At 64.2% G+C, this 19,939-nt stretch carries 22 protein-coding genes and 1 pseudogene; 17 read left to right on the plus strand and 6 right to left on the minus strand.

All coding sequences use genetic code 11. From position 1 onward, the window contains the following. The first annotated feature begins 103 nt into the window (after positions 1-103). The 5 genes and pseudogenes from QW861_RS01470 to QW861_RS01490 all read left to right on the plus strand — a co-directional run bounded on the left by QW861_RS01470 (position 104) and on the right by QW861_RS01490 (position 6,904). Entirely contained in the window at positions 104-3,880 is a 3,777-nt protein-coding gene (locus QW861_RS01470) for a vitamin B12-dependent ribonucleotide reductase (protein ID WP_316192628.1), read from the plus strand. Between the two features lie 153 nt (positions 3,881-4,033). Further along, a complete protein-coding gene (locus QW861_RS01475; RefSeq protein ID WP_316192630.1) occupies positions 4,034-4,645 on the plus strand; it encodes a hypothetical protein in 612 nt (203 codons plus the stop codon). Next, on the plus strand, positions 4,645-5,679 hold the full coding sequence (locus QW861_RS01480; RefSeq protein WP_316192632.1) for a DUF262 domain-containing protein: 1,035 nt from the start codon (positions 4,645-4,647) through the stop codon (positions 5,677-5,679). Before QW861_RS01475 ends, QW861_RS01480 begins: the two co-directional genes overlap by 1 nt. Before the next feature lie 459 nt (positions 5,680-6,138). Continuing rightward, positions 6,139-6,393, plus strand: a pseudogene (locus QW861_RS01485) (metallophosphoesterase); the annotation flags it as partial. 106 nt (positions 6,394-6,499) lie between these two features. Further along, positions 6,500-6,904, plus strand: a complete 405-nt coding sequence (locus QW861_RS01490) for a hypothetical protein (protein ID WP_316192797.1) — start codon at positions 6,500-6,502, stop codon at positions 6,902-6,904. Positions 6,905-7,217: 313 nt separating this feature from the next. Here QW861_RS01490 and QW861_RS01495 read toward each other — a convergent pair whose 3' ends face one another. Beyond that, complete coding sequence (locus QW861_RS01495; RefSeq protein ID WP_315751720.1) at positions 7,218-7,712, minus strand: protein-tyrosine phosphatase family protein; 495 nt, start codon at positions 7,710-7,712, stop codon at positions 7,218-7,220. 207 nt (positions 7,713-7,919) lie between these two features. On the opposite strand from QW861_RS01495, the gene QW861_RS01500 reads away from it, so the two are divergent. Both QW861_RS01500 and QW861_RS01505 read left to right on the plus strand, forming a co-directional pair. Then, positions 7,920-8,177: a hypothetical protein gene (locus tag QW861_RS01500; RefSeq protein WP_315751721.1), complete on the plus strand. Its 258-nt coding sequence runs from the start codon at positions 7,920-7,922 to the stop codon at positions 8,175-8,177. Between the two features lie 786 nt (positions 8,178-8,963). Beyond that, positions 8,964-9,317, plus strand: coding sequence for a hypothetical protein (locus QW861_RS01505; protein ID WP_315826839.1), 354 nt, complete (start codon positions 8,964-8,966; stop codon positions 9,315-9,317). Positions 9,318-9,431: 114 nt separating this feature from the next. On the opposite strand, the gene QW861_RS01510 is transcribed toward QW861_RS01505, so the two are convergent. Next, the gene (locus QW861_RS01510; protein WP_315826838.1) at positions 9,432-10,973 is read right to left on the minus strand and encodes a hypothetical protein; all 1,542 of its coding nucleotides are present in this window, start codon (positions 10,971-10,973) and stop codon (positions 9,432-9,434) included. Between the two features lie 257 nt (positions 10,974-11,230). Between QW861_RS01510 and QW861_RS33965 the strand changes: the two genes are divergently transcribed. Beyond that, positions 11,231-11,668 carry a CPCC family cysteine-rich protein gene (locus tag QW861_RS33965; protein ID WP_410052150.1) on the plus strand — a complete coding sequence of 146 codons (438 nt, stop codon included), beginning with the start codon at positions 11,231-11,233 and terminating at the stop codon, positions 11,666-11,668. Here the strand turns inward: QW861_RS33965 and QW861_RS01515 are convergent. Continuing rightward, positions 11,641-11,928, minus strand: coding sequence for a hypothetical protein (locus tag QW861_RS01515; RefSeq protein ID WP_315826837.1), 288 nt, complete (start codon positions 11,926-11,928; stop codon positions 11,641-11,643). The two genes, QW861_RS33965 and QW861_RS01515, sit on opposite strands and share 28 nt — an antisense overlap. A 223-nt stretch (positions 11,929-12,151) precedes the next feature. On the opposite strand from QW861_RS01515, the gene QW861_RS01520 reads away from it, so the two are divergent. Further along, entirely contained in the window at positions 12,152-12,388 is a 237-nt protein-coding gene (locus QW861_RS01520) for a DUF2945 domain-containing protein (RefSeq protein ID WP_315826836.1), read from the plus strand. Beyond that, positions 12,385-12,966, plus strand: coding sequence for a DUF488 domain-containing protein (locus tag QW861_RS01525; RefSeq protein WP_315826835.1), 582 nt, complete (start codon positions 12,385-12,387; stop codon positions 12,964-12,966). Before QW861_RS01520 ends, QW861_RS01525 begins: the two co-directional genes overlap by 4 nt. A 36-nt stretch (positions 12,967-13,002) precedes the next feature. On the opposite strand, the gene QW861_RS01530 is transcribed toward QW861_RS01525, so the two are convergent. Continuing rightward, positions 13,003-13,236 (minus strand): DUF2171 domain-containing protein, encoded by a 234-nt coding sequence (locus QW861_RS01530; RefSeq protein WP_315751727.1) that lies wholly within the window; start codon positions 13,234-13,236, stop codon positions 13,003-13,005. Positions 13,237-13,289: 53 nt separating this feature from the next. Between QW861_RS01530 and QW861_RS01535 the strand changes: the two genes are divergently transcribed. Further along, positions 13,290-13,604, plus strand: coding sequence for a hypothetical protein (locus QW861_RS01535; RefSeq protein WP_316192634.1), 315 nt, complete (start codon positions 13,290-13,292; stop codon positions 13,602-13,604). A gap of 467 nt (positions 13,605-14,071) precedes the next feature. Here QW861_RS01535 and QW861_RS01540 read toward each other — a convergent pair whose 3' ends face one another. Further along, entirely contained in the window at positions 14,072-16,141 is a 2,070-nt protein-coding gene (locus tag QW861_RS01540) for a methyl-accepting chemotaxis protein (RefSeq protein ID WP_315751728.1), read from the minus strand. Positions 16,142-16,269: 128 nt separating this feature from the next. On the opposite strand from QW861_RS01540, the gene QW861_RS01545 reads away from it, so the two are divergent. The 6 genes from QW861_RS01545 to QW861_RS01570 all read left to right on the plus strand — a co-directional run bounded on the left by QW861_RS01545 (position 16,270) and on the right by QW861_RS01570 (position 19,403). Continuing rightward, positions 16,270-17,085: a transglycosylase SLT domain-containing protein gene (locus QW861_RS01545; RefSeq protein ID WP_409999243.1), complete on the plus strand. Its 816-nt coding sequence runs from the start codon at positions 16,270-16,272 to the stop codon at positions 17,083-17,085. Positions 17,086-17,231: 146 nt separating this feature from the next. Next, the gene (locus tag QW861_RS01550) at positions 17,232-17,516 is read left to right on the plus strand and encodes a DUF2312 domain-containing protein (protein WP_315712263.1); all 285 of its coding nucleotides are present in this window, start codon (positions 17,232-17,234) and stop codon (positions 17,514-17,516) included. A gap of 129 nt (positions 17,517-17,645) precedes the next feature. Continuing rightward, entirely contained in the window at positions 17,646-17,996 is a 351-nt protein-coding gene (locus tag QW861_RS01555; protein WP_315751729.1) for a zinc ribbon domain-containing protein YjdM, read from the plus strand. A gap of 63 nt (positions 17,997-18,059) precedes the next feature. Further along, positions 18,060-18,251 carry a hypothetical protein gene (locus tag QW861_RS01560; RefSeq protein WP_315712266.1) on the plus strand — a complete coding sequence of 64 codons (192 nt, stop codon included), beginning with the start codon at positions 18,060-18,062 and terminating at the stop codon, positions 18,249-18,251. A 477-nt stretch (positions 18,252-18,728) separates the two neighbouring features. Next, entirely contained in the window at positions 18,729-18,944 is a 216-nt protein-coding gene (locus QW861_RS01565; RefSeq protein WP_316170439.1) for a hypothetical protein, read from the plus strand. Positions 18,945-19,172: 228 nt separating this feature from the next. Then, entirely contained in the window at positions 19,173-19,403 is a 231-nt protein-coding gene (locus QW861_RS01570; protein ID WP_316170438.1) for a zinc ribbon domain-containing protein, read from the plus strand. 27 nt (positions 19,404-19,430) lie between these two features. Here QW861_RS01570 and QW861_RS01575 read toward each other — a convergent pair whose 3' ends face one another. Further along, positions 19,431-19,865 carry a Rieske (2Fe-2S) protein gene (locus tag QW861_RS01575; RefSeq protein ID WP_316192636.1) on the minus strand — a complete coding sequence of 145 codons (435 nt, stop codon included), beginning with the start codon at positions 19,863-19,865 and terminating at the stop codon, positions 19,431-19,433. Between the last annotated feature and the right edge of the window lie 74 nt (positions 19,866-19,939).

Consider the following 19,939-nt stretch of genomic DNA (forward strand, 5'->3'; position numbering starts at 1 on the left):
GACGAATTTTCCGGCAGCGTCCGGGGACTTCCAGCCGCCGCCCTTGGATGCAATGATCCCGGCCGCCAACAACGCGGTCCGGCAAGAACTATTGGGGCTCGCGATGCGGATTGAACGGCGCAACACCACCGAAGGACAGTCGCCCTATGCAGGGATCGACTTCCGCCTGACCACGTCCGAGATCAAGAATCCGGATGGCTCCGTGGTGTTCCGGCTCGAGAATGTCGAGGTCCCCGAGTTCTGGTCGCAGGTCGCCTCCGACGTGCTGGCGCAGAAGTATTTCCGCAAGGCCGGCGTTGCCGCCAAGTTGAAGAAGGTCGAGGAAGAGAGCGTGCCGTCTTGGCTGTGGCGCTCGGTGCCCGACACCGAGGCGCTGGCTGCGCTGCCTGAGAACGAGCGCTACGGCAGCGAGCGCTCGGCCAAGCAGGTGTTCGACCGTCTCGCCGGCTGCTGGACCTATTGGGGCTGGAAGGGCAACTACTTCTCCTCGGAAGCGGACGCGCAGGCGTTCTACGACGAGCTCCGCGTCATGCTCGCCAAGCAGATGGTCGCGCCGAACTCGCCGCAATGGTTCAACACCGGCCTGCACTGGGCCTACGGCATCGACGGCCCCGGCCAGGGCCACTATTACGTCGACTACAAGACCGGCAAGCTGACCAAGTCGAAGTCGTCCTACGAGCATCCGCAGCCGCACGCCTGCTTCATCCAGGGCGTCGAGGACGACCTCGTCAATGACGGCGGCATCATGGACCTGTGGGTGCGCGAGGCGCGCCTGTTCAAATACGGCTCCGGCACCGGCTCCAACTTCTCGCGGCTGCGCGGCGAAGGCGAGCGGCTGTCGGGCGGCGGCCGCTCGTCCGGCCTGATGAGCTTCCTCAAGATCGGCGACCGCGCCGCCGGCGCGATCAAGTCGGGCGGCACCACGCGCCGCGCCGCCAAGATGGTGGTGGTCGACGCCGACCATCCGGACATCGAGGCCTATATCGACTGGAAGGTGAAGGAGGAGCAGAAGGTTGCCGCGCTCGTCACCGGCTCCAAGATCAACCAGAAGCACCTCAAGGCCGTGATGAAGGCCTGCGTCAATTGCGAGGGCTCGGGCGACGACTGCTTCGATCCCGAGAAGAACCCGGCACTGCGTCGCGAGATCAAGCTCGCGCGCCGCGCGCTGGTGCCCGACAACTACATCAAGCGGGTGATCCAGTTCGCCAAGCAGGGCTACAAGGACATCGACTTCCCGATCTACGACACGGACTGGGATTCCGAGGCGTATCTGACCGTCTCCGGCCAGAACTCCAACAACTCGGTGTCGCTGAAGGACGACTTCCTCCGCGCGGTCGAGACCGACGGCGACTGGAGCCTGATCGGCCGCACCAACAAGAAGGTCGTCAAGACGCTGAAGGCCAGGGACCTCTGGGAGAAGATCGGCCACGCCGCCTGGGCCTCGGCCGATCCCGGCCTGCACTTCAACACCACGATGAACGACTGGCACACCTGCAAGGCGTCCGGCGACATCCGCGCGTCCAATCCGTGCTCGGAATACATGTTCCTGGACGACACCGCGTGCAACCTGGCCTCGGCCAACCTGCTGACGTTCTACAACACCGAAACGAAGCACTTCGACGTCGGCGCCTACGAGCATCTCTGCCGGCTCTGGACGGTCGTGCTCGAGATCTCCGTGCTGATGGCGCAGTTCCCGTCGAAGGCGATCGCCGAGCTGTCCTACGAGTTCCGCACGCTGGGCCTGGGCTATGCCAATATCGGCGGCCTGCTGATGACCATGGGCCTGTCCTACGACTCCAAGGAAGGCCGCGCGCTGTGCGGCGCGCTCTCGGCCATCATGACCGGCATCGCCTACAAGACCTCCGCCGAGATGGCCGGCGAGCTCGGATCCTTCCCCGGCTACAAGAAGAACGCCGCGCACATGCTGCGCGTCATCCGCAACCATCGCCGCGCCGCGCGCGGCGAGGCGACCGGCTATGAGGCGCTCTCGGTCGCCCCGGTGCCGCTCGACCACGCCCACTGCCCGCAGGTCTCGCTGGTCAGCCACGCCATCCAGGCCTGGGACGACGCGCTCGCGCTCGGCGAGACCAACGGCTATCGCAACGCCCAAGTCACCGTGGTCGCCCCCACCGGCACCATCGGCCTGGTGATGGATTGCGACACCACCGGCATCGAGCCTGATTTCGCGCTGGTGAAGTTCAAGAAGCTGGCCGGCGGCGGCTACTTCAAGATCATCAACCGCGCCGTGCCCGCGGCCCTGCGCGTGCTCGGCTATCGCGAGAGCGAGATCGCCGAGATCGAGGCCTATGCGGTCGGTCACGGCTCGCTGTCGAACGCCCCCGGCGTCAACGCCACCACGTTGAAGGCCAAGGGCTTCACCGACGAGGCCATCGCCAAGGTCGAGAAGGCGCTGCCGACCGCGTTCGACATCAAGTTCGTGTTCAACAAGTGGACGCTCGGCGAGGACTTCATCGTCAAGCAGCTCGGCGTCACCACCGATGCGATCGCCGCCCCCACCTTCGACCTGCTCACCGCGATCGGCTTCACCAAGCGCGAGATCGAGGCCGCCAACGTGCACATCTGCGGCGCGATGACGGTCGAGGGCGCGCCGCATCTGAAGGCCGAGCATTATTCGGTGTTCGACTGCGCCAATCCCTGCGGCAAGATCGGCAAGCGCTACCTCTCGGTCGAGAGCCACATCCGCATGATGGCGGCAGCACAGCCGTTCATCTCGGGCGCGATCTCCAAGACCATCAACATGCCGAACGACGCCACGGTCGAGGACTGCAAGGCGGCGTATCTGCTGTCCTGGAAGCTCGCGCTGAAGGCCAACGCGCTCTACCGCGACGGCTCGAAGCTGTCGCAGCCGCTCAACTCGCAGCTCATCGCCGACGATGACGACGAGGACGATGCGGTCGAGTCCTTCTACGACAAGCCGATGGCGGCGCGCGCCACGCAGGTCTCGGAGAAGATCGTCGAGAAGCTGGTCGAGCGCATCGTGGTGATGCGCGAGCGCGAGAAGATGCCGGATCGCCGCAAGGGCTACACCCAGAAGGCGGTCGTCGGCGGCCACAAGGTCTACCTGCGCACCGGCGAGTATGATGACGGCCGCCTCGGCGAGATCTTCATCGACATGCACAAGGAGGGCGCGGCGCTGCGCTCCTTCATCAACAACTTCGCCATCGCGGTGTCGCTGGGCCTCCAGTACGGCGTGCCGCTGGAGGAGTATGTCGACGCCTTCACCTTCACCCGCTTCGAGCCGGCCGGCCCGGTGCAGGGCAACGACTCGATCAAGTATGCGACGTCGATCCTCGACTACGTGTTCCGCGAGCTCGCCGTCAGCTACATGTCGCGCTTCGACCTCGCCCATGTCGATCCGTCCGAGAGCAATTTCGACGCGCTCGGCCGCGGTGTCGACGAAGGCAAGCCGTCGGAGGACGGCCCGAGCCAGCAAGCCGCGAAATACGTCTCGCGCGGCCTGACCCGCTCCCGCACCGACAACCTCGTCGTGATGCGCGGCGGCTCGTCGTCACCCTCCCCTGCAGGGGGAGGGTCGATCGGAAGCTCCGCTTCCGATCGGGGTGGGGTGAATCTCACCGCCCTCTCCCACGCCCGCGCCGGCGACTCCCTCGACGGCGCCACCGCCCTGAAGCAGGAGCCGCAGCACGACCTCTCGCCCACCGAGAAGCTCGAGGCGCTGCAATGGAGCAAGGCCGGCACGGCGACCACCCAAGTCGCCTCCAAGGCCGAACGCCGCGCCGAAGCCAAGGCCAAGGGCTACGAAGGCGAGATGTGCTCGGAGTGCGGCAACTTCACGCTGGTGCGGAATGGCACGTGCATGAAGTGCGATACGTGCGGAAGCACGACGGGGTGTTCGTGAGGCAGCACGATCAGGTACAATGAAAAAGCTCACCCCAACCTGAAGCAGGGCTTAACACAAGAGAAAGGGCGAGATATTCTCGCCCTTTCTTGGCAATATTAATTCTTAACACCTTGGTTCGAATCTGATTCCGGGCAGTGAGATATCGCCCTCATGACATCTCCCGACTCAAATCCGTTGGCCCCTCCAAAAGCGGCAGACTTTAAAGCGGCAATTCTGAAGCATGGGCTCGAAGCCGCCGCATCAACACACCTAATGGAGCGCGTTCCATTTGTATTTGACGATGATTGGGAGCTCTATCGCACTTGGAAAAGAAAGCTCGCAAAGTTAATTGAAGTAGATCCATTAAACATAACGGTGATAGGAAGCGGCAGCATCGGGTTCAGTCTCAATCCACGCAAAGACTTCAGAGCATTTTCGCCCCAGTCGGACATCGATGTTGCCGTAATATCTGACTATCACTTCTCAATCGCTTGGCGCGCCCTAAGGTCTCTGAAGCTTCCAGATGTTCGCACACATAGGGACCGCGAAGCCGTCAAAGAACATCGGACAAACTACATCTATTGGGGAGTGATCGCTACAGACAAAGTGCTCCCCTATTTGCCCTTCGTCCGCACGTGGACCGAAGCGGTTTCCGCAATGTCTGGGGAGCGCCCCACCGAAGAGCGCGACATCAAACTGCGTCTTTACAGGGACTACGACGCGCTTCGAGCTTATCACATGAATGGCCTCGAAACACTTTCAGCAACGCTTATGGCCCTCTAATGGACAAGAACCTACTTTCGTCAACCACGCACAATGTGGCTTGGCTGAACAAACGATATCAAGCAGAGGAACTGCAACTTCGTCCGCCATTTCAAAGGAATCCGGTTTGGACTGAAAAACAGAAGTCATACCTTATAGACAGCATCTTGCATGGCTATCCAATTCCCGAACTCTACATGCAGGAATACACCGACGCACAAGGGAATGACGTATACGTCGTGGTAGACGGCCAACAACGCGTTCGAGCGTGTCTCGAGTTCATCCGCGGCGGCTATACGCTCTCGGGCGAGGATAGCCCTAATTGGGCTGATATGGCATTCGACGACCTTAGCGAAGACGAGCGCAAACGAATATACAACTACAATTTCGTTGTTCGCACCCTTCCGGAAATACCAGAAGAAGAATTGCGCTCGATCTTTAGCCGCCTCAATCGCCATGTTGTCGCGCTCAATAAGCAGGAACTTCGACACGCAACTTATTGGGGTGAATTCATCCACTCCGTTGAAAAGATCTCTGACAATGAAGCCTGGGCGGAAATCGGCGTATTTACGCCCAACGACGTCCGGCGCATGATCGACATCGAGTATGTGAGCGAGCTCGCAGTTGGATTTCTGCACGGCCTCCAGAACAAGAAGGAGACACTTGATCGCTGGTACGAGGCCTACGAAAGAGAGTTTCCTGACCGCCGAAAAATGGAAAAGGCCTTCAACAGCACGCTGATCGAACTTTCGGAAGTATTGCCCACCATCAACAAGACACGATGGAAGAAAAAATCCGACTTCTACACTCTATTCCTCCTTTTTTCGGAACACTCGCAGAAATTCCCGCTTCCGGAAGCAAAGAGACGGCGGCTTCAAAAACTTCTCGAGAAATTTGCTTCTGATGTCGACTCGTACCTGAGAGAGCCAAATCCCAGAACTCCACGATCGATCAGAGACTATTGTGAGGCTGTCGAGCGCGCGGCATCTGATTTGGCTCGAAGGAAAACTAGGCGACAAGAATTGGCGAAGCTAATTGAGCCAATTCTAGCCTAAGCACTCCTCGCATCAGCACTATCCAACAGAGCGGCGGACACTAGAAGCGCAAGGACCAAATGAATCGATAAATAACTTGACAGCAGAGGAGGTTCTCATGGGCGGCGGCTGGCGGGAATTGATCGGTCAATACAGATGCGAATGCGGCGCATTGTATAAGAAAATCTCGACCACAACTCCATTTCCGGACACGGACTACGAAGATTGCCAAATTTGCGGCCGCCGTATGGATAGCTGGATAAACTCGACGAGCTTCAGATCCTACGAATTGATTAGCAGCCCTGAATGATTCCGGCAGGTCAAATAGACCGGATGACTTCGGCAGATTATACAGGCGTGCGGATTTGCCAGCGTAGGGCGGATTAGCGGAGCGTCAACCGCCGCTTGACCGGAGCGGCGCGTTACGCTTCGCTAGCGCGCCCTACGCAGCGAGCCCTGGGCTCCACCTCCCTGCCCCACATGCACCTCCACATCTTCTCCGATCTCCACGCCGACGTGGCCGACATCAAGCCGATCGAGGCGCTGCCCGGGGTCGATGTGGTGGTCGTCGCCGGCGATGTTGGCGAGGGGGCGGTGAACGGGTTTGCGCGGCTGCGCGAGATCGTGGCGGAGGACGTGCCGATCGTCATGGTGATGGGCAACCATGAATATTATCACCGCACCTACCCTGAGGAGCTGAAGCTGGCGCGGGCCGAGGCGGCGCGGTTCGGCGTGCATCTGCTGGAGAACGAGGCGGTCGTGCTCGCGGGCGTGCGCTTTTGCGGGCGCCACGCTGTGGACCGACTATGCGATCTTCGGCCCCGACAGCGAGGCGGAGGCCATGGCCGCCTGCGGGGACACGATGCACGACCATCGCTGCATCATCTGGCAGGACGAGCCGTGGCTGCGGTTCACGCCGCGGGAGGCGCTCGGCCTGCACCTGACATCGCGCACCTGGCTCGCGGGCCTCTTGGAGACGCCGTTCGACGGCCCGACCATCGTCGTCACCCACCACGCCCCCGGCTGGGGCTCAGTCGCCGAGCGCTACCGCAACGACCGCGTCACCGCCGCCTACGCCTCCGATCTCTCGGCGCTAATCCTGGCCACCCAGCCGGCGCTGTGGGTCCACGGCCACATCCACACGCCCTCGGACTATTCGATCGGCGCCACCCGCGTGATCTGCAACCCGCACGGCTATGGCCGCGAGAACCCGGATTTCGATCCGGAGCTGGTGGTGGAGGTGTAGTCGCCTGCTCGGCGTGGCTGGGCAGGCTCTCTCTTCCGTCATTCCGGGGCGCGCGAAGCGCGAGCCCGGAATCCATAAGCACGAGCGGCTATGAGTTGCGAGATGCAGGCCGCGGCGATGTGTGCCCAGCCCCGCGGCCTGTGAGTATGGATTCCGGGCTCGCGCTTCGCGCGCCCCGGAATGACGTGGGGAGAGAACACGCACCCTTCTACTGGCTCGGCCTCCGGCGCTACTTGAAGCACACCGCCTTGTCGCCCGCCGCGAACGAATTCCCCGGCATCGGCCGCAGCGGGAGTTACAGTGACGCTGCACTTTACTCGATCTGTTTGCGCTCGAACGTCCTCACCCACTCCCGCTGATCTTCCGTATCCGGCACGCGCACGCCGCGTGCGGCGGCGATCCGGTCGAAGGCCTCAGCTCCATCAATGCTCAGCCGAATCATCACGCAGGCCGCGATGACGGCGGAGCGGCCGATGCCGGCGCGGCAATGGATCAGGACCGTCTGGCCGTCCGTCAGCCGCGCGGCGACGTCGTGCGCGAGCTGCAACGCTACGCTGCGGCTCTCAGGAAGACCACGGTCGGGGATCGGAAATGACACGAAGGCCATGCCGTGTGACTGGCACAGCGCGGCCTCGCGCTGAAGGCCGAGGTCATGAACCTCAGCCGGCTCCAGCAGGCTGACGACGACGGCGATGCCCTCGCCCACCCAGGCCGCGATGTCCTCCGCCAGCCAGTCCTCCGCCCTCGGCCGCGCCGCGATGGCGAGGCAGCCGGCGGTGGGCAGGTCGATCCGGTGCAGGCGGGACATGGTGATGGTCCTGTCATGAATGAGCGTTCGTAACCCGGATGAGCGAGAGCGACATCCGGGATCGCGGCTGCCGAGACGGATGCACTCTCAGGCCGCCCGAACATCATACCGCGTCTGCTACTCGATCCCCAGGATTTCCCGGTGCAGCGGAACGATCGCCGACACGCCGCTGTTTACTACGAACCCAACAACGAAGGAGGTTCGTTCATGAAGATGGCAATCGTCTTGACGGCGGCTCTGTTCGCCGCTTCGCCCGTGTTCGCCGCAGAGACCGGCGCAAGTTCGCACGGCGCGTCGAAGAAGGCGCCCGGTCAGCAGATGCAGCGTAGCAAGACGTCGACGGCGCCCGGCGCTTCGGAGTACGCGCCCGGTCATCAGAGCAACACCGCCGCCGGCCCGGGGCATTCCGAGAGCGCTCCCGGCCAACGCATGACGACCACCGGCTCCAGCACGCATAGGAAGTAGTGGGCGCGCGAACGGGATACGATCCCGCTTCTCGGCCCCCCTTTCGCTTGAAGACACAGAAAAGCCGTAAGCCTCTCAGTTCATCTTCCAGACATCCGAGGGAGTCACATGCGCAAAGCGATCCTCATCTTGGCAACATCGATTTCAACCGCGCTGATCGTGCCCGCCAGCGCGTTGCCTCGCGCTCCCCTTCAGGTCGATCGCGGCGCATCTGATCTCATCGAGGTGAGAGGCGGTCATGGCCATGGTCATGGTCATGGCTGGGGCCGCGGAGGCGGTCACCGGGCCTTCGGCTGGAGTCGCGGCCGAAAGGTGGGTTGGCGCGGTCATCACTGTCCGCCGGGCCACTGGAAGAAGGGATGGTGCTGATCAGCCGGACCAGGAGCGTTAGCAAGCGTAGGGCGGATGAGCGGAGCGTAATCCGCCGCTCGACCAGATCGGCGCGTTACGCTTCGCTAACGCGCCCTACGCAGCGAGCCCTGGGCTCCACCTCCCTGCCCGCCATGAACCTCCACATCGTGGCGTGCCGATCGTCATGGTGATGGGCAACCATGAATTTGATCACCGCACCTTTCCCGAAGAGCTGAAGCTGGCGCGCGCCGAGGCGGCGCGGTTCGGCGTGCATCTCCTAGAAGACGAGGCGGTCGTGCTCGCGGGTGTGCGCTTTGCCGGCGCCACGCTGTGGACACAGCCACGCGCTTCCCGCGCGCTTTGGTTGACCTGCATCAACAGGGTCGAAGTGAATCCGCATCAAGCTGTCATCGTCAGAGAAGCGGAGGCAGTATCATGGCCGACTCGCAAGCATCTCTCGTCCCATCCCACGACGCGCCCGATCCGCACCGTCAAATCGATTCAGCCGCTTGGGCCGTATTCTTCATCTGGCTCGGCGTGGTCATGCTCGCAGGGCTTCCCTGGGGCTGGTTCCTGGTGGGCGTCGGCATCCTCATCCTGGGCGCACAGATGGTGCGGACGCAACGGAGCCTAAAGGTCGACAGGTTCGGCGTGGTCATCGGGGTCATCATTCTTGCGGCCGGCCTGTGGGATCTTCTTGCCTTGCCGTTGCCGCTCATGCCGATGATCCTGATCGTGCTGGGCGGATATCTGCTCTGGAAGACGCTCTCGACGACGGAATCCCCCTAAACGGCGCACGAAACATCAGCAGGCTCGGATGAGCGGGATAGCCCTTAGGGTACGGGCGGTTCGCAATGGTGGGCACGCGCCGCCTTGCGGCGGCGCTTTGCCCGCCCTGCGGCGCTACTTGAAACACACCGACTTGTCGTTCGGGTCGAACGAATTGCCCGGCATCGGCCGCAGCGGGGTCAGCTTGGGGTTGGCGGCCAGCAGCCGCTTCGCATAGGCGCCCAGCGCGGCGTTCATCGTGTTCAGGCGGTCCTGGGCGTCGGTGCGTTGCAGCGGCAGGGTGACCACGCCAGAGTTGTAGACCTCCGCCCGCGACCATTGCTGGCCCTGCACGATGCGGCCGACGAGGCGCGACTTCAAATCGGCGGCGCTGTCACCGGCCGCGCTCTTGGCCCCGACGACATCAGGCGGCAGCAGACTGGGGTTGACGATCCAGCCGCGCGGCTTGGCGACGGTGTTGCCGAACAGGATCAGCTCGTCGACGGTGTTGTTCAGCGCTACGTAGTCGCGCAGCGGCAGGCTGGCGTCGCCGGTGCCGGTCTCCTGGACGTGGCTCGCCAGATGCGGGCCGGTGGCGCAATAGGTGCCGAAGCTGAGCTTGATGCTGCCGGAGCTCATGGCCATGTAGCTGCCGACATCCGAGCCGCCCGGCGGCGACGGCGCGTCGTCGCCGCAGAAGGTGCCGTGCGACGAGGCATCCTGCAGGGAGTGCAGATAGAGCCCGATCCGGGCGATCTGCACCGGCACCGGCGGCTTCCTGGGGTCGTCGAACAGCACGCCGGTCGTCTTGCTCTTGTCGTCCAGCCAGGATTTGAGCTGGGTGTAGTCGACGACGCCGTTGCTGTTGTCGAGCACCTTCGGTCCCGAGGTGATGTTGAGGGCCGGCCCGATGGCGTAGTTCTCCAGCAGCGGCACGTTGCCGCTGATCGGCACGTTCGCCAGGCATTGCGGGCCGCTGAAGTTCGAGGAGCCGTTCGGCACCGTGTATCCGGCGGTGCACAGCAGGCCCGGGCCGTCGTCGGGCTTCATCGCCCATTGCCGGAGATCGTACAGCGTGCCCTGATAGACGCTGTCGATGGTGATGGGATAGCCGGGGGGCGGATAGTGGAACGGATACACCGCCTGCACGCCGCTGGCGCCGTGCACGTCGGTGCCCTGCCCATTCGGCGAGAAGTTCAGGAGATAATGATAGAGCGGCCCGTCGGTGGTGTTGTTGGTGCGCTGGAAGCCGTTGAACTTGGCGGTGATGTAGCTGGCGCCGGAATTGGTCGATGTCGCCTGCCCGCCGCACTGATCGATCGGCGCATATTGCGCGTAGTCGGAATTCTCGTTGTAGGCGGCGATCCAATACGCCACGTCGGCGCGATAGCCGAGCGCCTGGGCGATGAAATAGGTGGAGTCGGCGTGGACCATGCTGCGGCCGGGCGGGATGACGGCGAACTGCACCGCCTCGAGCAGGCAGCCCCGGTTGAGCGCCTCCGCCGGATTGCGGCACGCGCTGGCCGGCGCGAGACAATTCCTCAAGCCGTCCTTCACGCGCGGGATGCAGATGTCCTCCAGGAACGCCTGCGCGGGGTGCGGCGCGGTCAGGCCCCAGCCGAGAACGGACGATCCCACGACGACGGAGAGGGTCGACAATGCAAAGCCAATGCGCATGAAAAACTCCTTGGTGATTGAAATCCAGCCGGTCGGGACTGAACGATGGCCAAACGCCACGCCTCTCAAGCCACGCGAAACGCTGCGTGAGGCTTGCCTCGCGGATTCGGCGAGGATGATTTGTCCCCATCTCGATCAAAATATCAACCTATAGTTGTTATAACAAATGCATCGCTTTCGCAAAGATGGCGCGCTGCTTGGCCCGCCGGCGGCTCGCCGTTGACGCAGGTCTTTCAGACTCGCATCATCACGCCCTGATGTATCGCGATGTCACCGAGCCGCCGTCGGAGGTGCGCTATCGCTGCCCGTGCTGCCGCTTCCTCACTCTGGGTGAGCGCGGCGGGTTCGAGATCTGCCCGGTCTGCTATTGGGAGCACGACGGCCAGGACGACCACGATGCCGACCTCGTCCGTGGTGGTCCCAATGGAGCGCTGTCGCTGACCGAGGCACGCGCCAATTTCAAGACCCACGGCGCCTCGGAGGCGGCGCATCGTGCGTGCGTCCGTCTCCCCCGGCGGACGACGAGCGCTAGCTCGTCGCACGATGCGGGACCGTCATCGGCCCGACGGGAGACGCCGGATGTTGTCATCGCTGGATGCCACCACGCCAGCATAGCGATCGCAGGCGAGCACCAAGCGCCAGCGTCATGTCGCAGGGAACGAGCCGTTCAGCTCGCTCCGTCTCGTTTGCCATGAGCGTCGTTCTTCTCGCGCTGAGGAGAGATCTTCCAGTCGCGACCTGCCTTACGGTGGTCCCAATCGATGCCGGGTCCCATCCGATGCAGCGTGTGCTGCTTCTGACGTTCGCTGGTCGACTGCCCCTTCTCTCTTGCCGGCACGCCTGAACTCGCTTTGGTCTCCGCGGGATTGGGGGAAGGTTTTCCTTGCCCCTGAGCGAACAAGGGATTGAGGCTGACTGACGCCAGCAAGACGATCATGAAGGCAAAAGTACGCATGGAACGGCTCTCCCTTTGCATGTCACATCGACCATCCGGCCGCGACCTCGACAGGAGCACTCTGAAGGTCGCGGGCAGCTGCGGATTGATCTGGATCAGATATCCCGCGGGACCAGGCAATCGCGGCTCGCCGGAGCGGATTGACCAGCGATGGATGGAACATGCCTTTGCCTGAGCCGTTCCTGGCTGAAGTGCGGATCGCGGCTGTTTACAGAGCAGACAGATGACCAAGTTTGCGAAGGGCGACCACGTCTCCTGGAACTCGGAGGCCGGCCGCGTGACCGGACGCATCGTCGCGGTGCATGTGCGCGACTTCGACTACAAGGGCTATCGTCACCGCGCCAGCAAGGACTCTCCGCAATACGAGATCAAGAGCGACAAGAGCGAGCACATCGCCGCTCACAAGGAGAGCGCCTTGACCAGGGTGAGCGGCAATGAGGCTCGCGGTTCGCAGGGATGACCGAGCACTCACCCGCCAAGACCGCAATGACACGGGCGCGCGACGCGCTTCCCGTCTTCACCATCGGGCACTCCACGCGGACGATCGCCGAGTTCGTCACGCTGTTGCGGGCCGGCGAGGTTCAGCTCGTCGTCGATATCAGGCGCATCCCGCGCTCGCGGACCAACCCGCAGTACAATTCGGAGGTGCTGCCGGCCGAGCTCGCGCGCCATCAGATCGGCCATCTGCGCATTGCCGAGCTCGGCGGCCTGCGCAAGACGAGCGGCATTTCACCGGACACGAACGGCTTCTGGACCAACAAGAGCTTCCATCATTACGCTGACTACGCCCTGTCCGATGACTTCCGGCGCGGCTTCGATCGCCTGCTGACCGTGTCGGCCGCGCAACGCACGGCCATCATGTGCGCGGAGGCGGTGTGGTGGCGCTGTCATCGTCGCATCGTCGCCGACTACCTGATCGATGCCGGCCGCGCCGTGTATCATCTCATGGGCCACGACGAGGTTCGTGCGGCGACGTTATCTGAGGGTGCGGTGCGAGCCGGCGACAAATTGACCTATCCCGGCTCGAACAACGAATGACACGCAACTCGCGGCGCAGCCGACGCGCTCCGCAGGCTAGGTCTCCTCCTCCATCGTCACCGCGACGGCGCCGATGGCCGACAGCCGCACCTTGTCGCCTTCGACCTCGGCGACGAGACCCTTGTCGATGAAGTGATGATGCCCCTTGTGGCTGCCCTCGCCGCTGTCCTTCCTGGTCAGCTTGATGCGGTTGCCGTCGACGCGGTCGACGGTGCCGACATGCACGCCGTCGGCGCCGATGACTTCCATGTGTTCCCTGATGTCCTGCATGACGCGTCTCCTTCGTGGCTGATGATGGGTCTGAAACGGCCTCAACCGGCGGGGTGCCCGAACTGTTCCGTCCGCGCACGGAGCCGTCGGGCGGATCAGCGCAGCGTGATCCGCCCTTCCTCCGCAGGCGGCGGTTACGGCTGCGCCAAACCCCGCCCTACGGACTCTCGTCATTGCGAGGAGCCGAAGGCGACGAAGCAATCCAGGGCGGCATGAGAATTCTGGAGTGCTGCGGATCCTGCCACGGGCTGCGCCTCGGCGCGGACCCGTCGGCTCGCAATGACGCAAAAACCCGCCTGCGCCGACAAAGCTATTTCATCAGCGGCCTCAAGCTGATCTGGCCTGTCCAGTCCTTCGGTGAAAAATAAATCACTTTCGCTTTTTCAAAAATCATGATTGTCTACGCCCATCCCGGCCCGCCGAGAGGGGCGCATCGCGATCGTCACGAGACGTGGGCCGGAGATGCGGTGGCTGTGAGTGTGCCGCAGCGGGCTTGAGGCCCGCCGACGAACGGCACGCTTGCGGACGTGAAGACGCGTGGTCCTGGCGCCCCGAAGCTGGCGCCAAGTGCGGTGGTGATGATGATCGCGCCGTGCGACGGTGGCTAACAAGCCGGACACCGGGGAGATCGCGACATAAGCGTGAAAACCATCGCGCGGGGAATGCCGGGATGCCTCGGCTGAACCTGTGGTGACTGCCGCCTGCTTATCTTCTGCAGGCGGGCCATGGGTGCGGCCAGCGCCCGGCATTCCCCGCGCCCTCTCCCTTCAGAGGGCCAACGACCGGCAAGGCTCGGGCGCCATCTGCGTCGCGGGATCGCGCCCGCTTGGCGATGCTACGCCTTGCGCACGGTGCCGAGGAAGCCCTCCACCGCCACGCGGAAACGATCGGCATCCGTCGACATGCGGCGGACGGAGTCGACCATCGCCGCGCCCGCATTGCCGGTCTGGCGGTTGAGGGCTGCGACCGAGCCGATCGTGTCGGTCACGGCGCGGGTGCCCTGGGCGGCATGCTGGAAGTTGCGCGAGATCTCGGTGGTGGCGGCGCGCTGCTCTTCGACCGCCGCGGCGATCGCCGTCATCTTCTCGTCGATGCTGGAGATGTTGTGGCTGATGGCGCGGATCGCCTCGACCGACTCGCCGGTGGCGGCCTGGATCTCGGCGATCTGGCGGGTGATGTCGTCGGTGGCGGTCGCCGTCTGCGCCGCGAGGTTCTTGACCTCGCCGGCGACCACGGCGAAGCCGCGGCCGGCTTCGCCGGCGCGCGCCGCCTCGATGGTCGCGTTGAGCGCCAGCAGGTTGGTCTGCGCGGCGATCGCGGTGATCATCTTGACCACCTCGCCGATGCGGTTGGCGGCGCGGTCGAGCATCTCGACGGTGGCGTTGGTCTGCGCCGCCTTCTCCACCGCCTGGCGCGCATCGGCCGCGGAGGCCTGCACCTGGGCCGCGATCTCGGAGACCGACGCGGTCAGCTCCTCGGTGGCGGCGGCGATGGTCTCGAGATTGGTTGTCGCGGTCTCCGCGGCGCTGGCGACCGCGGCCGTCTGCTCGGTGGACTCATCGACCAGCTTGCGGACCTCGCCGGCGCTGGAATCGAGCTGGCCGGTCGAGTTGCCCATGCTGACGATGACCGCCTGCACGGTGTCGTCGAAGCTCTTGCAGGCGCTGTCGATCGCCTGCGAGCGCTCCAGCCGGCGGCCCTGGTCGAGCTCGCGCTCGCGCGACAGCTGCTCGGCGGTGGCGGCGCTCTCGCGCAGGCCCTCGAGGGCGGCAGCCATGGCGCCGAACTCGTCGGCATGAGCGAACTGCGGCACCGGCGTCTGGTAGTCGCGCTGGCCGATGCGCTGGATCGCCTGCATCAGGACGCCGACCGGGCGCATCAGGCGGACGCGCACCGCGCGCAGCGCCAGGCCGGCCACCACGAGCGCGGTGATGAAGGCGAGCGACTGGACGATCAGGCTGCTCAGCGCCGCGGTCTTGATCTCCTCGGCGCGCGCGATCGAGCCGTCGAGCGCGGTCATGCCGATGGCGATGATGCCGGCGAACGGGCCCTGGCAGAACGCGTTCCATTCCGGCGCCGGCATCGCCGGCTTGCCGCTGCCGTCAAACCCCTTGGCGAGCTGGTCCATGCGCTGATGCGCGGCCTCGACCTCGGCGCGCGAGGTCTTCACGGCCCCGGCGAGCCCGGTGCTGCCGCCCCCCGCCAAGAGGTCGTCGAGCCCGGACCAGCCGGCCGCGACGGTGCCGCGCCATTGCGCGATCGCGCCCTTCTGGGTGTCGTCGAGCGGCTTGGAGGCGTTGATGTTGGGACGCAGCGCCGAGCATTGCAGGCCATAGCGGTCGCGGACCTGCCAGGCCAGCCGCCGCGCCTGCACCATCTTGGCGATCGCCGGATCGGTCATCCAGGCGCGGTTCGAGACGGCGAGCGAGGCAGCGTTGGCGACGTCCAGCGTCTTGGTCATTGCCTGGTACCAGGCCTGCGTACGCGCCAGCACGCGTTCGGAGCGCGGCTTCGCGGCTTCATCGAACAGCAGCTTGAACTGCGGAACCGTGGCGTCCCAGCTCGATTTCAACCCGGCCATGAGGTCGTCGCGCTCGGGCATGTCGACGCCGGCGAGCGCGGCGACGATGCCGTCATAGCCCTTGGCCTCGATGCCCTGATATTCGGTGAGCTTGGCGCGCGGATCGTCCTCGCTCAGCAGCACGCTCTGGATGTCGCCGCGGTGGGCGCGCATGACCAGGACGTTCTGGAAGATCGCCTTGTCGGCCGCGGTCAATTGCTCGGTCGCGACGCTCTCGCGATAGCGGCCCGCGGCGCCGCTCATCAGGATCGCCGTGGACACCAGGATGCCCGCCGCCAGCACCGACAACAGCACCATCAGCAGAGTACTGACCGATTTCTTCATCACGCCCCGCCCCACACCAGAAAGTGGCAGGATGACGCGATTGCACAAATTCTTCCTTAACCATGGACCGGCACACCGGCGGCCGAGGTAATCAGTTGCCGAAATCCCCTGCCCCACGCCAACAAAAAATGCGCAAGCCGCAACGCGGCAGCCGCTGGCGCGCGCTGCGGCGCGATGCGAAGCGAATCGCAGGGCGCGGTGCGCAGTGGCTGGGCCGGACGGTGGGCGCGGCGCCGCGATGGATCAAGATCGCCTGCGGCGCCTTGGTGCTGCTCGTGACCTTCGCGCTGGTCAATCTGGCCTATCACGTCCTGCGCAAGCCGACCGAGCTGTTCGTGGTGACGGGTCATTCGCTCGACAAGGAGCCGGAAGAGACTTGGCGCCAATATGGCGCGCTGTTCCGTGAGAGCTCGACACGATCGATCACGCCGGAGCTGCTCGCCGCCCTGGCGCAGACCGAGAGCTCGGGCAATCCGGTGGCGCGCACCTATTGGCGCTGGCGCTTCGCATGGAATCCGTTCGCGCTGTATCAGCCGGCGTCCAGCGCCGTCGGCTTGTTCCAGATGACCGACGGCGCCTTTGCCGACGCCGCACGGTTCTGCATCCGGGATCACGAGGTGGTCAGCGACGGCTGTGGGTCACCGAGCCTGTACGTCCGCGCATGGCCGGCGCATGCGGTGGCGCTCACGGTGATCTCGCTCGACCGCCAGGTCGCTGCCGTGCTCGCGCGGCAGCCTGGCGCCAAGCCGAGCGCGCAGCAGCGGCAGGATCTCGCGGCCGTCATTCATCTGTGCGGCGCCGGGCCGGCGGCCGGGTTCGCGCGCCGTGGCTTCAAGCCGGCGGATGGCGAGCGCTGCGGCGACCATTCGGTCGCCGGTTATCTCGGCCGCGTCAATGCGATGAAGAAGCAGTTTCAGAAGCTCTCGGCGGCGGAGCAGAGCTAGCGCATGGCGCCCGCTCGGCAACATCGCAGCCCGCCCGGTTCCGCGTTAAGCACGTCGGATTCACTGATGTGGGCAAAGCGCGCCCGTTAAGACATTGGCAACGAACTGCCGCGCATTTTCTCCGTCCCATTAGTACAGGAGTCACCATGTCAGAGATCGGCATTCCCGGCGCGCGCATCCGGTCCTTCATCGAGCGGATCGAGCACCTCGATGGCGAATTGGCGGAGCTGAACGAGCAGAAGAAGGAAGTGTTCGCCGAGGCCAAGGGCGAAGGCTTCGACGTCAAGATCCTGAAGGAGATCATCAAGCTCAGGAAGCAGGACCAGGACGAGCGCGACGAGCACGAGACGCTGCTCGACACCTATCTCCGGGCGATGGAAGCGGCCGAGACCGGGCCGGCCAGCAAAACCCCCGAGCGCAAGGCGGCGTGACGCTGCCGACCGACGATGGCGGCGCGCAGCCCATCTGCGCCGCGCGCTGCCCTCCCCGGGATTTTCCTTGCCCGGTTCCATCCGAGCCTCTAACGCTGCGCTACGCTTCTGCCCGCGCCCGAGGATGAGATGACCGACGCAATGACCTGCCCGCAATGCCGCTCCGAGCACGCCTATCAGGACGGCGCGCTATGGGTCTGTCCCGAATGCGGCCATGAATGGAGCGGCGACGCCGCCGTTGCGGCATCGGCCGGCGACGACGCCAGCATCCGCGACGCCAACGGCAACGTTCTGGCCGACGGTGACAGCGTCATCGTCATCAAGGACCTGAAAGTGAAGGGATCGTCGTCGGTGGTGAAGGGCGGCACCAAGGTGCGCAACATCCGCCTGCAGGAGGCGAGCGACGGCCACAACATCGCCTGCAAGATCGACGGCATCGGCCAGATGAACCTGAAGTCGGAGTTCGTGCGCAAGGCGTAGAGCCTAGTGCTCCCGGAACATTCGCGACGCCATGGCGTTCGGATCAACAACGGGAGGATGGCCATGCTGACGGACGACCAGATCGCGACGCTTTCGGATATCGGCCAGGCGATCGCCTTCTCGCCCGACCGGCAGGACGAACTCGATGGACTGATCCGCGAAGGTTATGTCGCCAAGGACGGCGACATCTACGAGCTGACGGCGAAGGGTCAGAAGATCCTGACCGATCGAGGTGCCGGATTGAACGAGGCCTGACGGACCGGAGGCTCGCAGCACCGGGCATCGGGGCGTCGGTATCAGCGCCACCGGAAAGTCTGGCATCCGGCCAAATATCATGCGGGGAATCGGCGGTTCGTCTGCAGACACCCTTGCGAATCGAACTCTGATTCACCCAATGAACGGCGATATTCCGCCCGAAGACCGAAAACAACGTCCGCGGGCGCCGCAGGACTGCGCAGGCGCTGCCTGTTATTTGACGCAACAGGTCCGGCTCAGGCCCGGCACTCAGGCCGAACAGCACAACACGGGCAAATCGCCAATTGATCGAGCAGCAAACGCAGGCCGGTTGCCCAACGCTGCGTGATCCAAGCAGTGAATCCGTCACGCTTCTGTGGTCATGAAGTGACACCCGTAGCAATCCGTTCCGTAGCAGCACGGCGTGGATTCATAACTTGGCATGAACTCTGCTTTCCCGATCCTGACCGGGTCCCACTCTTTGGAGGCAGAATCAACGTGCTCGTCACTCTCGTCGCAATGCTATGCAACGGCCAGCTCTGCATGGAGAAGGTCGTCACCAACAGCGAGATGTCCGGCATCACGATGACATCCTGCGCCGTCAGCGCGCAGATCGGAATCGCAGACTGGATGTCCAAGGGTCCCTATCACGAGTGGCATCTGCAGAGTTACAAGTGTGTCGCCGGCAAGTACGTGCCGAAGACCAACGCCTGATCCGCTTTGTCCGTCCGGCTGGCGCCCGGATATCCGGGGCCGGCCGGCCAGGCGGAAGAGCTCTGCACTGCTGTCGAATGTTCGACCCCAGTCGCGTCGCATTCGGGACATGCGCAGCAAAAAACGCTGCCGTCAGCGTGCAAACGCGCCCTGAATCGGCGAATTCGATGCGCAATGGCGCTGGCCCGCTTCGTGCAACGCCCCTCAGCGACAATGAGGGATGACGTCATGCCGTTCTACAGCTTCCATTGCGCAGCCTGCGCAGAGGATATCGAGTTGCTGATCGGGATTTCTGAAAGGCCGGTCTGTCCGACCTGCGGCAGTCGCAAGCTGACCCGCCTGCCCTCGCTACCGGCGCCGCCAGCGCGCAGCCCCGGCCTGATCAAGGCGGCGCGCAGCCAGGCAGCACGCGAGGGGCACCTCAGCAACTACAGCCGCGCCGAACGGAAGAAGCGCTGACCCGGCCGCGGCCGCCGGCCCTCGGCCTCAGTCCGATGTGATCTGCACGTCGGGCACGTCATCCTCGGGATCGTCGATGTCGAGGCCGTCCTCCTCGTCCAGATCGATCCCGGAGAGGCAGATGTCACCGTCGTCGATCACAAGCTCGACTGGAGCCAACGTCCGGCCCTGACAGGGCCCGATGAAGCATTGTCCGGTATCGAGGTCGAACTGCGCACCATGCTCGCCACAAACGAGGAAATTGCCTTCCTCGTCCATGAACTCGCCCGGGTGCTTGTCGAGGCGGGCGCCCTGATGCGGGCAGGCATTCTCGAAGCCATAGAAATTGTTGCCCTTGCGCGTGACCAGGATCGGCCAAGGCTTGGCGCTGCCGTCGGGCTCGCGGCGCTGGAGAACGAAGCCCCGCGCCGCGCCATCGTCCACCTCATAGGTCGCGCAGATCGCAAACAGCGTGCTCATCATCCGCCTCTTCTCGCCTCGCCCGGCGTTCTTGGCGCATCCGCGACATCACAGGCGCGCTGAAGAGGGTCGCAGCA

This window comes from Bradyrhizobium sp. SZCCHNRI1029, from assembly GCF_032487555.1.
Classification (GTDB): Bacteria; Pseudomonadota; Alphaproteobacteria; order Rhizobiales; family Xanthobacteraceae; genus Bradyrhizobium.